Genomic DNA, 15,057 nt, shown 5'->3' with positions numbered 1-15,057 from the left:
AGAGGCATGTAGAAAATAACTATCCACAATTTTCATCAGGGGAAAATAAAGCCCCCCTGATGATGGAAGTTTCATTTTATTGCGCCTGTTTACTAACAATAGGAATCGTAGCCCATTTCGGCATATTCTTTTTTACTTTCGCTACAACAATTGTCATGTCATCATTGATATATCCATTATCAGTACGAATAACATCTTCCATAATAATATCAGCAATCTCTTGTGGATCTTCCGTTTCTAATTCTTTAATCTTCCGTTTCATCCACACTTCATGATTCTCTACATGTTTCGCACCTTCAAAAATCCCATCGCTCATCATGATTAAAATATCACCAGATTTTAATTGTTCGCCAACAACATCCACTTCAAAGTCTTCAATAATCCCCATTGGTAAATTACTCGCTTCTATTTTAAATACCTGATTGCCACGCTTTACAAAACTTGGTGTAGAACCAATCTTTAAAAACTTAGCATTTGCATCACGCAAATCAATCATCGCTAAATCTAATGTTGTAAACATTTCTTCCGTTGTCCGCAGCGAGAGAATTGAATTGATGGATTTAATTGCAATTTCCTCATCAATACCTGATTGCAATATTTTTTGCAACAACTTCACCGTCTCTTTACTTTCCATATGTGCCCGTCTCCCATTCCCCATCCCATCACTAATAGCAAGCGCATATTTCCCCACACTTAATTCCATCATGGCATAGGAATCACCAGATACAAATCCCCCTCCTTTAGCTGCTGTAGCAAGGCCTGTATCTACAGAAAATGTTTTAGCTGAACCAAAGGATACTGTACTGTAACCATTTGGATACGCTGATTGTTCTTCATGTTTCACAACAACTGTTTCATGTAAAATATCAGACAGCATTGGAGCAACGAGCTTTTCACATTCCCCGTACTGATTACATGCAGCAGGAATCATCATTTCAATATCAACGTTCCCTCGATCTAAACAATAAATATCAACATGTCCAATCTCTACACCAAAATCACGAAATGCCTGTAAAATTTGTTCCTCTTGTACTTGATGATTCTCTCTTTCCTTTTGAATTTCTTTCGAGAAATCTGCCATTACTTTCGAAACACCCATAAGTTGCTCAGCAACAATTTTACGATTATCACGCATTTGCTTCCTTAACTTTTGTCCCTCATAAAAGTATCCTAATTCATCTTCTATTAAACCTGTTACTTTCGCTCCTCTCACGCAGTATTTTTCAAAATCACGGAGCAATTTACGATTACTTTGTAATGTACCTTCCTCTGTTTCGTTCATAAGTTGCTTCATATAGTCGTACGTTTTATCAAAATTCACAACCCAACACTGATCCTTCTTAAAGCACGTCTGACATGTCTTAGCGGTAATTGTACTTAAAAACAAATCCGTCTCTGTGTCCTGATCCTCATCTTCTACATATCCATATATAGAAAAGCTATTAGACAATGCTTCAAACACATTTGCAAACTGATTAATTTTATTTGCCGTTACATCACGCATTCTTCTCAAATATTGTTGTTGATCATTAGAATGCTCTTGTGTTCCTGGCATATACTTAGAAAGACGTTCAACGATGAACTTAGGTGTTAATAAAAACAATGTAATCGCCACTACCGACTCTAATAGCGTCATTACAATACTTGTTTGTTTATCTACGTATAATGTAATTAAACTTGTTCCAATTAATAAACCTAAACTTACCCCTATCCGTTTCCCTTCTTTTAGTAAGCCGCCTAACAATCCAGAAAACGCCAGTAAACTTAATTGATATAAACTCGCTACATTTGCTAAACTTAAAATTAGACCCGTTACAACACCCACAGTAGAACCTGTTGCCGCTCCTGCCACAAACGCGAATATTAATACTAAATATCTCGTAAAAATATGCTGAACTGATAAATCATAAACAAACCAATCTGTTGTACCCGTTAATACAGATGCTAGCAATATAATTAAGCAAACAATTTCTTCTGTTTCTAATGATTGTTGTTTTCCTTTTCGTTCCATTAAAAGAGGGGCACTTTGCAAGAAAATCATTGTTAATACGAAGCTTAACCCTGCTTCAATTGTACTAACAAGCAAATCATACATACCAATGGTTTCTTGTGCAAAATAAACAACGATAAGATGGGCTGTTAATGCAGAAATAAATACTTGGAACGGGACAAGCCCAATCGTCTTATTTGTAAAACGACTAAAGAAAATATTATAGATGAAGAATGTAAATATAGATGCAAAGGCAAAGAATAGATTTTCTAATGAAACCGAAAACGCGCCTGCCATTAAAGCGAGGAACGCAAGAGCCATTTTATCACGTTTCATCACATATACAGCAGCGAAAAACGGCAAAGCAAACGGTAAAATGTTCGTTAAAATATATGCTCGTCCTAAAAGAAAACCAACTAACGCAACCACAAATCCCCAACGAAAGAAAATTTGTTCCAATTTCATCCTCAATTTGCTTGTCCACTTTTCAGCTGTCATTTGCCCACAACCTATAGCAAGCGCACCAGAATTTGGATTGACAGTATTCCTTCCTGCTCTTGGCATATTTTGAACACCACCTGCACATTTTATTACTTGTAATTATAAAATGTACTTCGCGGAGTTTTTGTCAAAATAACAGTTGGCAGCACAATAATTGTTCGACTTTTTATACAAAATAACATCATATATATACAGAGTTACACGTAAATCCCTTAACTGATTATTGAATATTCAAAAAATATTAGTTGTTTTTGTAGAAGAAGCGCATAACTTTACAAATCCTTAACATAAAGTGAAACTTCCCTCATTTTTTCATCAATTGGGATAACTGCCCACAAATAATGGAACAAAAAAAGATCATGCAAATTATGCATGATCTTTTCCAATGATGACCCGTACGGGATTCGAACCCGTGTTACCGCCGTGAAAGGGCGGTGTCTTAACCACTTGACCAACGGGCCGTTAAAATATATAGCGGCGGAGGGGATCGAACCCCCGACCTCACGGGTATGAACCGTACGCTCTAGCCAGCTGAGCTACACCGCCATGTCGTATTTAACGGACAATTAGTATATTATCTTAAATAGCATTCAAAGTCAACATGTTTTTAAATATTTTTTATTGTTTTTTCTATATGCTGTTTTCGCCATAAAAAAAGCACCCTGAGTGAACACTCTGGGTGCTTCTCTTTATTTTAAAATAAACAGCAAGTTTTACCCGCGACGAGCGCCACGGCCGCCACGTTTTGACTCCGTATTACGCTTTAAAGAAGTTAAACGATCTTCACTGTCTTTTAAAAAGCGAGCCATCTTTTGCTCAAATGTTTCTTTTTGGTTACGGTTGTCACCGCCACCGCGATTGTCTCTGTTAAAAGAGCGATTACGCCCAGGACGTCCAGCGCGTTGATTATCACGTTGTTCACCTTCTGTTTTTTCACGTTCTTTCGCTTTTTTAATAGATAAACCAATTTTGCCGTCTTTCTCAACATTAATAACTTTTACTTCTACTTGATCGCCTACTTTTAAGTGATCATTAATATCTTTCACATAATTATCTGCAACTTCACTAATATGAACAAGACCAGTTAATCCTTCTGGCAGCTCTACAAAAGCCCCAAAATTCGTAATACCTGTTACTTTACCTTGTAACTTGCTGCCTACCTCAATTGACATAAAAAAAACGCTCCTCCTTAGTGGTTAAAAAGTCAAATTTTACTTCATTATATATAATCTTAAAATATAGTGTCAATACAACACCTACTACTTAGAAATGGGAAAAATTATCTCCTCGGGCTTTGAAAAGTAATAATCTCTTCTAGCAATCTCTAAAACATAATTCTCATCATGTAATTTTTGGATTTCATCTTTCAACTGCTTTCCTTTCGTCGTTAGCACATTTGTTTCTTTTTCCAGTTCTTTTACTTTTGCTTCTTTAGCGTTAATCGTACTATTTTGTTTATAGAACGTCACACTGAGACTTACAATAACTATAAAAGCAAAAGCAAAAAATAAAGCTAATCGACGATAAATGCGTCTTCTGCTTCCGTTCGATTGTATTATATGTTCTTTAACAGACTTTGGATTCTGTTCTAGTACATACCTTTGCTTCAGTTCCCTCATTTCCGAGGTCCCCCTAACTTCTTTTTTATAAGTTCCCAAATTAGGAATATATGCTTCTTCATTTTCTTGAAATATTTCAAAAGTCCTGCTTGTCTCTTTATAAAAATTTTAACATGATTAGGGAGAGGTTTCCATATAACAAGGCAAACAAATCGAACAGGGATGAAAGTAATTTTCCATACTAAACGTAATATTGCTATAATAACTTTCCATAAACCGGTTCCAATTCCAATTAAAAGACGAAATAAAAATAGCACAAATGCTATAATTAAATGAATCAAAATCGTAATTGGCTTAACAATAAATAATTGGACAACACGAACACAAAAATAAAATGTTTGAACAAAAATGTAAATTAAAAGGTTTAATACTTTCATGTACAATGACTTTAACAAACTTTGATATGCTGCAAAACCACAAAGTAATGCTAAAAATACATACATACGTAACTCTGCTTCATTTACAAGTAACAATACATAGAACACAGCGAGAGCTTGGCCAATCCAAAATAAAATATCATAAATAAATACGAGCCAACGCTTTCGCTCCCCGCGCTTCAAAAAACGGTGATATGTATCTAAAGCTGCTCCAAGCGAAGCGCCCATCCCAATCATTGAAAGCATTGTATATAATTGAACCGTTAAGCTCATTTAAACAACTTGCTAAAGAATCCTTTAGCTTTCTCCCCTTGATGCTCGTCAATGTAAGCCATCTCATATATTTTCCCTTTAATGGACACAAGCCCTTTTTCAACATCAAGGTTTTTCATTTGTAGATTTTGACCGCGTATCGTTAAAAAGCCCATAACTGTTTCTAACAAAAATTCTTCACTATCAAAACTTTCTACTTGCTTGACTCCTGTAATATCAAGAACACGTCTTCCTTTCATTACGATATCATGTTCTACAGTAACATTTTGTTGATTAGAAGACGACATTGAATATCCTTTGTTCACGTCCATCCCCCCATAACTTTATACTAGTATCAATGTATGAGGGGACAAAATTATTTAGAACAAGCTATCTTCCGCTTTTACTTCAACTTTCTCTTCACGAACAACAGTATATAAGTTTGCAGCATCTTCTTTTTTTGTCGTTTCTTTTAATTCATTAATTTTTACCGTAACAACTTTTTGACCAAAACGAATCGTTAATTCATCTTCTACCTTTACAGTCGAGCTTGCTTTCGCAGCTTGACCATTAATCATAATTCGACCTTGATCTGCAACTTCTTTTGCTAGTGTTCTTCTTTTGATAAGACGAGAAACTTTTAAAAATTTATCTAAACGCATAACGACTCCCCCTTATTCATTCTCTATTCGCTTTGCTTCTTCCCATAATGCATCGAGCTCTTTTAAAGAAAGATCTTTCATTTCCTTCTCTATACTAGCAACCCTTGCTTCCATATATAAAAAACGGCTCATAAATTTTTCATTTGTCTTATGAAGCGCTTCTTCTGGATTGATTTTATAATAGCGAGCAATATTTACAAATGCAAATACCAAATCACCAAATTCCGCCAACATTTTCTCTTCATCCATAGCTATCACTTCACGTTGAAACTCTTCCCATTCCTCATCTACTTTTTCCATCATTGGCTTGACATTATCCCAATCAAATCCAACCTTCGCTGCCTCTTTTTGAATTTCATAAGCACGCATTAACTGTGGTAAACTCTTCGGAATACCTGATAAGATAGACTCTTTTATATTTCCTTTTTCTTGTTTCTTAATTTCTTCCCAATTCGTAACAACATCATCAGCGGTCTCTACACTAACATCTCCGAATACGTGAGGATGACGGCGTACCATTTTTTCAGACAACGTGTGAATGACATCGTCAATCGAGAACCAACCTTCATCTTCACCAATTTGTGCATGAAGCATAACTTGCAAGAGCACATCACCAAGTTCTTCAATAAGGTGATCGTCATCCTCCTCATCGATAGCCTCTAATACTTCATATGCTTCTTCAATTAAATATTTCTTTAACGTTTGGTGCGTTTGTTTTTTATCCCACGGGCATCCGTTTGGTCCGCGTAGTTCTGCGATAATACCGCGTAATACATCAAATTCTTGATATAATGATTGTCGATTTAACACTGGCGGCACATACACACTCGTTAAATTATTAAGCTCTGCCTCATGATCTAATAAATAGAGCGGCACTTTCTTCACTTGTTCAAATGATGTTCCAGCCGCAGTCACAATATATATTTCATAATCATCCGGAAGCATTTCCATTAATGTTAGTTTGACCTCAGATGCAATAAATGCATCATACACTTGGCAGAAAATCAAGTGCTGACGAAGCTCTAATTGTCCTCTTTCAAATGACGTCGCATCAATCAATTGAAATCCTTCAATTGGATCAATTTTCAAACTTGCAAACATTGGGTCTAAAAAGCTTTGCCCACCCTCGACGCGCACAACAATATTCTCTTTTTCTCCTTTTTGTAGTAAAAGTTGTACAGTACGTTCTGCCACGAGCGGATGACCCGGAACTGCATATAAAATATCTGTCTCCTTAGCTTTTTGAATCAATGTATTAGAAATTGTTTCATACACTTCTTCAAATGTATCATATGCTTCATATATAGCATCAAAAGATGTGTATAATACACCTTCTTTCTCGAGTTCTTCTATAACTGGGTGCTCTTTTGTTCGAACATACATATGTGCTGCTTCTTTCACTTTTCGATATACACCCATTGTAAGCTGATCTAATTCACCAGCTCCTAATCCTACAATCGTAATTGTTCTTTTCATAATGCCCACCTCTATCCACTCTTCTTCAGCGAAGTTTGTACTTTTTCATGTTTCATAACCGCCCCAAGTTCCTGCGCTGTAAATACTTGTAGCTTTAAAATTAAAAATACGTATAGTAAACCACCAACACCGACACACAGTAACGCTTGAATCGCGGCCAATCCTCTATGCGCCTCGTTAGCTTGTAATCCAAACCTCTCAAACATATACATAAATCCAGCAAGCACTAACACCATACTTAATGCTCCGATTGTTACACCTACAATGGGTTTTTTCTGTATAAGTGGCTCATTAACAACTTGAATCAGTAATACACTATTCAATATAGCAATACACAACAACGCAATCACAGTTGCAACAGCTGCACCAATTACACCAAAATACGGAACAAACATATAATTTAGTAACAATTTCACACATGCGCCAATTACAACAAACAAGGCTGGTTTTACGGTTTGTCCTAACCCTTGCAAAATAGATGCAGTTGTAATTGCTAATGAACTAAACAGAATAGAAACAGCTAAAATTCCCAGCACAACAGAGCCGTTGCCATTTGCAAATAGCATAATATTTGTTGGACGAATGATACTCGCGAGTCCTAGTGATGCAGCAAGTCCAATTACAAATGTAATTTTAATTGCTAGCTGTATTTTTTCGCGAATGAACACTTGATCTCCTCTCTCTTTTGCAGCTGTAATCATTGGGATTAAAGAAAGTGAAAACGATGTTGTCACGACCGTCCCAAGCTGCATAAGAGGAATACTGCGATCATATACACCCTTTAACATCTTTGCTATTTCTACCGGTTCTCCATTCTGAACAAGTAAGCTATAAAGTGAAATAGAATCTGCCATTTGTATAAAAATTAACACTAAGTTACTAACACAAATCGCAATCCCTTGCCAAAACAACGTACGAATAATGGTCTTTTTATTTGAAATACCTTTCAAGCTTTGCAGAAAAATAGAACAAAAGTCCTTTCGCAAATAAAACAGCAATACAATCACACCAATAAAACCACCTGCTATAGAGCCAAACATAGCACCTGCTCCCACCGTATATAAATCAACCCCTTTTTTTATAAGGAATAATGACAAGAATACGATAATGGATACGCGAATCGTTTGTTCTATTACCTGTGATACAGCTGTTGGTATCATATTTCCAAACCCTTGAAAATAACCTCGTGCTACCGAAAGAAATGGCATTAATAAAAAAGAAAATGCAATAACACAAATTAGCTTTTCTAAATTAGCATCCCCCATTAAAGATGCAATTGTATGTGCACCGAAAAATAATACACTACATCCTATGATCCCAATAGCTAATAAAAACCAAAAAGAAATACATATAATGGCCTCTGCTTCTTTCCGTTCTCCTCGCTCTAAACGTTCTGCAATCATTTTTGAAATAATGATTGGAAAACCATATGTCGCTAAAATTAAACAAAACCCGTAAAACGGGTAAATTTGCTGATAAATATAAAAACCAATATCACCAGCTATATTTTGATATGGAATACGGTAAAAGGCGCTTAATACTTTTGTAACAAAGCTCGCAATTGTTAATATAATTGCTCCGCGCCAAAAAGCGTGGTACTTCTTCGTCTCCATAACCATGCAATCTCCCTTTTTTTCTATACTCATCCTACGTATTATATCACAAAGAAAAAAACAGCTTTCGACTTTCAATGTGATCATATAAAAAAGGTAGCAAAATGCTACCTTTACATAGATATATAATTCCACGGTACATTGCGGTGTATCACGAAGCTTAACCGCCCGTAGAAACACAGGTGGGATCAGTTAACCATCAGTGAAAAAAAACACTCACTGATGGTTAGCTAAGCTTTATTGTTCCATTTGTTTTGCTAGGAAGCTTGCTGCTGTTTCCACGGCTTTATGTTCTACATCACTAATGATTCCTTCTTTTGAAAAAATAATAACAGCTCCAATCGGATCGCCATTTGCAATAATTGGACCGATTGTATAAGATTGTACCTTTTCAGCCACTCCATCGATAATAGAAATTTCACTTTCATCTGTCATGACAACTGATTTGCGTTCTTCCATTGCTTTCTCAACTAAATCCCCAACGCTTTTATTTAAGTATTCTTTTTTTGACACGCCAGCGACAGCGATAATTGAATCGCGGTCACAAACAAGTACGTTATGTCCTAAACTATCATATAGAGCATCTGCATATTCCTTAGCAAAATCACCTAATTCACTAATTGGAGAATATTTCTTTAAAATAACTTCTCCATCGCGATCAACAAAAATTTCTAACGGGTCACCTTCCCGAATACGGAGAGTTCTGCGAATTTCTTTCGGGATAACAACCCTTCCTAAATCATCAATTCGACGTACAATTCCAGTTGCTTTCATTCTAATGCTGCCTCACTTTCTACTGATGATAAAAGTGGTGCTTTTACCTGTTCATGTAAAAACCACCAACTATTAAGCATAGTATTTTACACATTAGTTCTTCTATACACGCCGAATTGTATTTTTTATTCTTATTTAAGCATTTATCTCTTCTTTTTTCACGTCTTTTAAACCTTTTAATAAATTTTCAGCGATTGTAAGCCATTTCGCTACTTCTATTTCACGCACATTCATCACAATTTTCAAACGGGAACCTTCCATACCAAGGCCAATCATACGCCCAAAACTGCTACCAAGCATAAATAATTTTCCACCATCAATATTTTGACTAGCCTTTTCTGAAAATAGCAGTGTCACTTCTTGTTTCATTTGCTTAATCAATTCGATTCCCTCTTGCATCGCTAGCGCTTTAATATTCGCAATTTGTAATAAATATCCAACTTCTTGTGGATAGTCACCGAAGCGATCAATCATCTCTTCTTGTAATTCTTCAATATCCTCAATAGTAGAAACGCCCCTAAATTGCTTATACATCATAATTTTTTGTTTGCTATCGGAAATATACGCATCTGGTAAATATGCATCTACTTCTAGATCAATCTCAACATCAATTACTTGCTCTTCTGCACCCGTACCTATCCGCTGTTCAATTGCATCTTTTAACATTTGTGAATATAAATCAAAACCAACGGAATCAATAAAGCCATGCTGCTCTGCACCTAGTAGATTCCCGGCCCCGCGGATAGATAAATCACGCATAGCAATTTTAAATCCAGATCCTAGCTCTGTAAATTCTTTAATAGCCTGCAACCGTTTTTCTGCCACCTCAGATAACACTTTATCACGCTTATACGTAAAATATGCATAGGCAACACGATTAGAACGCCCTACCCGGCCCCGTAACTGATACAACTGCGATAATCCCATACGATCTGCATCGAATACAATTAATGTATTTACGTTCGGAATATCAACGCCTGTTTCAATAATCGTTGTACTTACAAGTACATCGTGTTGACCCTCTAAGAAAGCAAGCATAACAGATTCTAATTCACTCTCATTCATCTTTCCATGCGCAAAAGTTACACGTGCATCAGGAACAAGCATTGAAATTTCATCTACTTTTCGCTCAATATCTTCAACGCGATTGTATAAGAAATATACTTGCCCACCTCTTGCAAGTTCACGTTCAATTGCCTCTCTTATTAACGCTGGATTATATTCTACAACATACGTTTGTACCGGAAAACGATTTTCTGGCGGCGTTTCAATAACAGATAAATCACGAACACCTAACATAGACATATGAAGCGTACGCGGAATTGGTGTCGCTGTTAATGTTAGTACATCAATATTAGCCTTTAATTGCTTAATTTTTTCTTTATGTGTTACACCAAAGCGCTGCTCTTCATCAATAATAAGTAATCCTAAATCTTTATATATAACATCCTTTGACAGAAGACGATGTGTACCGATAACAATATCAACAGTGCCATCCTTTAATCCTTTAATTGTTTCATTCTGCTGTTTTCTCGTACGAAAGCGACTTAATAACCCAATATTAATCGGATAATCTTGGAAGCGTTCTCGAATTGTTTCATAATGCTGTTGCGCTAAAATTGTCGTCGGTACTAAAATCGCAACTTGTTTTTCATCCATAATCGCTTTAAAAGCAGCACGAATTGCTACTTCAGTTTTTCCATATCCAACGTCACCGCAAAGCAAACGATCCATCGGACGACCGCGCTCCATATCCTTCTTAATTTCTGCAATTGAGCGTAACTGATCTTCCGTTTCTTGATAAGGGAATGATGATTCAAATTCCTGTTGCTCAGAAGTATCCGGAGTAAACGCGTATCCTTTTGATGCTTCGCGCTCTGCATACAGCTTAATTAAATCATCCGCAATATCTTGAACAGATTTTTCTACCTTTGTCTTAACTTTCTTCCAATCATTTCCGCCAAGCTTGTAAATTTTCGGATCTTTCCCTTCAGATCCTACATACTTTTGCACCTGGTCAATTTGTTCAATTGGAACGTATAACTTATCATTTCCTTGATATTTGATATGCAAATAATCTTTATGGACACCATTAATTTCTAATGTTTCAATTCCTAAAAATTTACCGATACCGTGATTTACGTGAACAACATAATCACCAACTTTTAATTCAGAGTAACTTTTAATTCTCTCTGCATTCGAAAGTTTTTGCTTACGCTGTGATTTTTTTACCTTTTTATTAAATAATTCTTTTTCGGTAATAATCGCAAGCTTTTGCATCGGCATTTCAAAACCTGCATGTAAGTCACCCACCATAACTTGAATACGGCCTGGGAGCAATACCTCTGTTCCTTCAATAATATCTGCTTCAATATCATAATCATTTAAAATGTGCTGCAATTTCTTTGTTCGTTCTTCATTTGCACCTAATACAACCGTTGTAAAACGACTTTTCGTCCATCTATCAATTTCTGTTTTTAACAAATTCATTTGACCGTGAAAGTCTTGCATCGTTTTACATGTCAAATTCACAATGTTTTGCGGCTGTGTATGCGGAATGTGGCGTAAAAACAAAGTTAAGTACAAGAATTTTCGTTTTTTATGGTTCAAAAATTGTGCAAAATTATGAGAAAAAGTTAAATCTTGAACAATTGCACCTTCTCCAAGAAGCGATATATACCATTCTGCTTCCTCTGTTTCTAAATGCTCTGCTGTTTCCTGAATTCGAGAGACCTCATCTAGAATAACAACACCATTTTCCGGTAAATATTCTATTAGACTAGCAGGTTCATTATAAAATAAAGATAAATATTTAAACATCTGCTCAATGGTCTGTCCATTTTTCAATAATTCTAACTCATATGTAACAGTTTCTAATATTATTGTTTTTAGCTTCTCATCAGATACTTTTTTTATTGTATTAGCTAAACTTGATTCTAACTTCTGAATTCCAAATGCTAGTTCTTCTTTAGAAAATACAAATTCTGTAGCTGGACCAAATGATATTTTATCCATCTTCTCCTGTGAGCGCTGTTCTTCTACAGTAAAGGAACGGATGGAATCTACTTCGGTATCAAAAAACTCAATACGAATTGGTAATTCTTCCGTTAATGGATAGATGTCTAATATTCCACCCCGAACACTAAATTCTCCAGGAGCTTCTACCATAGATTTACGTTCATATCCCATGGTCGTTAATACGTGAAACAGTTCATCAAGATCGATTTCTTGTCCCATTTTTAATTCAATTTGCTGTTTCTTCCACATCTCTTTTCTTGGTAGAAATCGGCGCAAACCAGCAACAGGAGCCACAATAATTCCACTTTCTCCAGCCGCTAAGCGATTCAGCACCTCAATGCGCTGCGCCTTCAATTCTGGGCTCGCAACACCGATTTCTGATGCAATAGATTCATTTACAGGATATAACCAAACATCCTGCTCTCCAATTAATGAAACCAAATCCTCATATACTTTTTGCGCTTGATATAAATTATGTGTGATAACAAGCTGTGACTGCTTTGTTTTTTTATATAAACTAGCCATTAATAATGAACGAGAAGAGGTTGCCATGCCTGAGATAAGCTGTTCTTTTAAACCTTCTTCTAATCCATCTATAATTGATCGTATTTCTTTATTTTCGTAAAATTGCTCTAGTAAACCTATCATTTTTCAAAACTCCTCTCAACATAAAGAGCAAGCTACTATATTTTATGCAAATATTTCGGAAAAAGAAAACAGAAAAATGCTTTGGACAAGCCAAAGCGAAGCATTACATCCTATCCCTCATAGCTGTAAGCCTCTCATCTTCATATTTAGAAAAGAGAAGGGCGGAAGTTCTCCCCTATTATAAAGGGACAATGTGTTCAACTAACTATTGGTAAGAAAAACATACTCTGATAGTTAGTTCATTTTCACTGTAAGAACAGTTCATATTCATAATACTCCGGATAGGATGCGAGCGTTTTTTGACACGATTCACAAATTGTTTTTATATATATATTTCCGTTTTCATCAAAATGAATCATTTCTAATCGCTCCTGCTCTGTTAGTTGACCTAGCACAAAGCCGTATACCTTCTCCGCTGTAATACTACCTATCCTATACCCACAATGTCTGCAGTAATAATGTCCGTCCATAATTTCCTCCTAGCGGTACAGTTATTACTATTATGGATATAAATATTAAAAAATATTCCATTTTTGAAATATTAATTATTGAAAGTATTCATAACTTGTAAAAATGGAGTTTTCAACCACTCTTCACATGCACTTGCACTTTTTTCAATTGCTCGTTCTACCTCTGGCATCTCATCTGCCATAAAACGTCCTAATACATAATCGACTACTTTCATCCCATTTTTAGGACGATCAATTCCCATACGAATGCGTTGAAATTCCTGTGTTCCTAAATGTGCAATCGTTGATTTTACACCGTTATGGCCACCCGCACTACCTTTCATGCGAAGACGTAATTTTCCAACTGGAATATCTAAATCATCATACATCACTACAAAGTCTTCAATATCAATTTTATAGTAATCCATAAGTGGACGAATACTTTCTCCAGATAAATTCATATATGTAAGTGGCTTTAATAAAATAACTTTCTCTCCATTTACAAAACCCGCACCGAATAATCCCTTAAATTTCTGCTCATTTAATGGGATATTCCAACGTTTAGATAATTCATCTATTGCCATGAACCCAATGTTATGCCTTGTTAATTCATATTCTCTCCCTGGGTTACCAAGTCCTACTATTAATTTCATTTGTAACACCACTTTCTTTTTTCGATACGAAAAGACGTAACCAACACTGGTTACGTCTCATTCTATCCAATTAATTGAATAGTACACTTACAGATTCTTCTTCGTAAACACGAATAATTGCTTCACCAATTAACGGAGCAACAGAAAGTTCTTGTACTTTATCAATTTTCTTTTCTTCTGGTAATACGATAGAGTTTGTTACAACTAACTCTTTAATGTTTGAATTTTGAATACGTTCAATTGCTGGACCAGATAAAACTGGGTGTGTACAGCAAGCATATACTTCAGAAGCACCGTTCTCTATAAGAGCGTTTGCTGCCAATGTAATTGTACCAGCTGTATCAATGATGTCATCAATTAAAATTGCTGTTTTACCTTCGATATTACCTACGATATTCATTACTTCCGCTACGTTTGGACGCGGACGGCGTTTATCGATAATGGCGATTGGCGCTTTTAAGCGATCTGCCATTTTTCGAGCACGTGTTACACCACCATGGTCAGGAGATACGATTACAATATCCTTAAGACCTTTCTTCTCAAAGCAATCAGAAAGAATAGGTACACCCATTAAATGGTCGATTGGAATATCGAAGAATCCTTGAATTTGTGGAGCATGTAAATCTAGAGTAATTACACGAGTAGCACCCGCTGTTTCCAGTAAGTTTGCAAAAAGTTTCGCTGTAATCGGCTCACGAGAGCGCGCTTTACGATCTTGACGTGCATAACCATAGTAAGGAATAACAATGTTAATTGTTTTCGCAGATGCACGTTTTAATGCATCGATCATAATAAGCAATTCCATAATATGCTCATTTACTGGGAAGCTCGTAGATTGGATGACAAATACATCGCAACCACGAATACTTTCTTCAATGTTAATTTGAATTTCTCCATCACTAAAGCGTGCAACAGAACATTTTCCTAATTCTACTCCAATGTGCTTTGCAATTTGCTCAGCAAGTGCCTTATTAGAGTTTAAAGAAAATACTTTCAAATTAGAATTTAGATATTGAGTCGACATC

Annotated in this window: 13 protein-coding genes and 2 tRNA genes; all 15 read right to left on the bottom strand. The window is 35.9% G+C overall.

All coding sequences use genetic code 11. From position 1 onward, the window contains the following. Window positions 1-76 precede the first annotated feature (76 nt). The 15 genes from spoIIE to ACIGHG_RS23785 all read right to left on the bottom strand — a co-directional run bounded on the left by spoIIE (window position 77) and on the right by ACIGHG_RS23785 (window position 15,056). Window positions 77-2,554, bottom strand: coding sequence for a stage II sporulation protein E (spoIIE, locus tag ACIGHG_RS23855; RefSeq protein WP_336474509.1), 2,478 nt, complete (start codon window positions 2,552-2,554; stop codon window positions 77-79). Between the two features lie 326 nt (window positions 2,555-2,880). Beyond that, a tRNA-Glu gene (locus tag ACIGHG_RS23850) sits at window positions 2,881-2,952 on the bottom strand. 11 nt (window positions 2,953-2,963) lie between these two features. Then, window positions 2,964-3,037 (bottom strand) — tRNA-Met (locus ACIGHG_RS23845). Window positions 3,038-3,204: 167 nt separating this feature from the next. Further along, the gene (locus ACIGHG_RS23840; RefSeq protein ID WP_336474508.1) at window positions 3,205-3,663 is read right to left on the bottom strand and encodes a S1 domain-containing RNA-binding protein; all 459 of its coding nucleotides are present in this window, start codon (window positions 3,661-3,663) and stop codon (window positions 3,205-3,207) included. 87 nt (window positions 3,664-3,750) lie between these two features. After that, window positions 3,751-4,110 carry an FtsB family cell division protein gene (locus tag ACIGHG_RS23835; RefSeq protein ID WP_336474507.1) on the bottom strand — a complete coding sequence of 120 codons (360 nt, stop codon included), beginning with the start codon at window positions 4,108-4,110 and terminating at the stop codon, window positions 3,751-3,753. Then, window positions 4,107-4,760, bottom strand: a complete 654-nt coding sequence (gene yabQ, locus ACIGHG_RS23830; protein ID WP_336474506.1) for a spore cortex biosynthesis protein YabQ — start codon at window positions 4,758-4,760, stop codon at window positions 4,107-4,109. The genes ACIGHG_RS23835 and yabQ overlap by 4 nt, the downstream gene beginning before the upstream one ends. Next, window positions 4,757-5,047: a sporulation protein YabP gene (gene yabP, locus ACIGHG_RS23825; protein WP_396550916.1), complete on the bottom strand. Its 291-nt coding sequence runs from the start codon at window positions 5,045-5,047 to the stop codon at window positions 4,757-4,759. The genes yabQ and yabP overlap by 4 nt, the downstream gene beginning before the upstream one ends. Window positions 5,048-5,119: 72 nt before the next feature. Beyond that, a complete protein-coding gene (locus tag ACIGHG_RS23820) occupies window positions 5,120-5,401 on the bottom strand; it encodes an RNA-binding S4 domain-containing protein (RefSeq protein ID WP_090918134.1) in 282 nt (93 codons plus the stop codon). A 12-nt stretch (window positions 5,402-5,413) separates the two neighbouring features. Next, window positions 5,414-6,877 carry a bifunctional methyltransferase/pyrophosphohydrolase YabN gene (gene yabN / locus ACIGHG_RS23815; RefSeq protein WP_396550901.1) on the bottom strand — a complete coding sequence of 488 codons (1,464 nt, stop codon included), beginning with the start codon at window positions 6,875-6,877 and terminating at the stop codon, window positions 5,414-5,416. Between the two features lie 11 nt (window positions 6,878-6,888). Further along, a complete protein-coding gene (locus ACIGHG_RS23810) occupies window positions 6,889-8,490 on the bottom strand; it encodes a putative polysaccharide biosynthesis protein (RefSeq protein ID WP_336474504.1) in 1,602 nt (533 codons plus the stop codon). A 237-nt stretch (window positions 8,491-8,727) separates the two neighbouring features. After that, on the bottom strand, window positions 8,728-9,264 hold the full coding sequence (spoVT, locus tag ACIGHG_RS23805) for a stage V sporulation protein T (protein ID WP_336474503.1): 537 nt from the start codon (window positions 9,262-9,264) through the stop codon (window positions 8,728-8,730). 135 nt (window positions 9,265-9,399) lie between these two features. Continuing rightward, entirely contained in the window at window positions 9,400-12,930 is a 3,531-nt protein-coding gene (gene mfd / locus ACIGHG_RS23800; protein ID WP_090918130.1) for a transcription-repair coupling factor, read from the bottom strand. A 245-nt stretch (window positions 12,931-13,175) separates the two neighbouring features. Continuing rightward, entirely contained in the window at window positions 13,176-13,400 is a 225-nt protein-coding gene (locus ACIGHG_RS23795; RefSeq protein WP_090918128.1) for an anti-sigma-F factor Fin family protein, read from the bottom strand. 71 nt (window positions 13,401-13,471) lie between these two features. After that, window positions 13,472-14,032, bottom strand: coding sequence for an aminoacyl-tRNA hydrolase (gene pth / locus ACIGHG_RS23790; RefSeq protein WP_336474501.1), 561 nt, complete (start codon window positions 14,030-14,032; stop codon window positions 13,472-13,474). A gap of 70 nt (window positions 14,033-14,102) precedes the next feature. Further along, a complete protein-coding gene (locus tag ACIGHG_RS23785; RefSeq protein WP_090918124.1) occupies window positions 14,103-15,056 on the bottom strand; it encodes a ribose-phosphate diphosphokinase in 954 nt (317 codons plus the stop codon). Between the last annotated feature and the right edge of the window lies 1 nt (window position 15,057).

This window comes from Bacillus sp. NPDC077411 (genome assembly GCF_044543425.1).
Lineage (GTDB): Bacteria > Bacillota > Bacilli > Bacillales > Bacillaceae_G > Bacillus_A > Bacillus_A bruguierae.
This window is presented reverse-complemented; position numbering and strand designations above follow the sequence as displayed.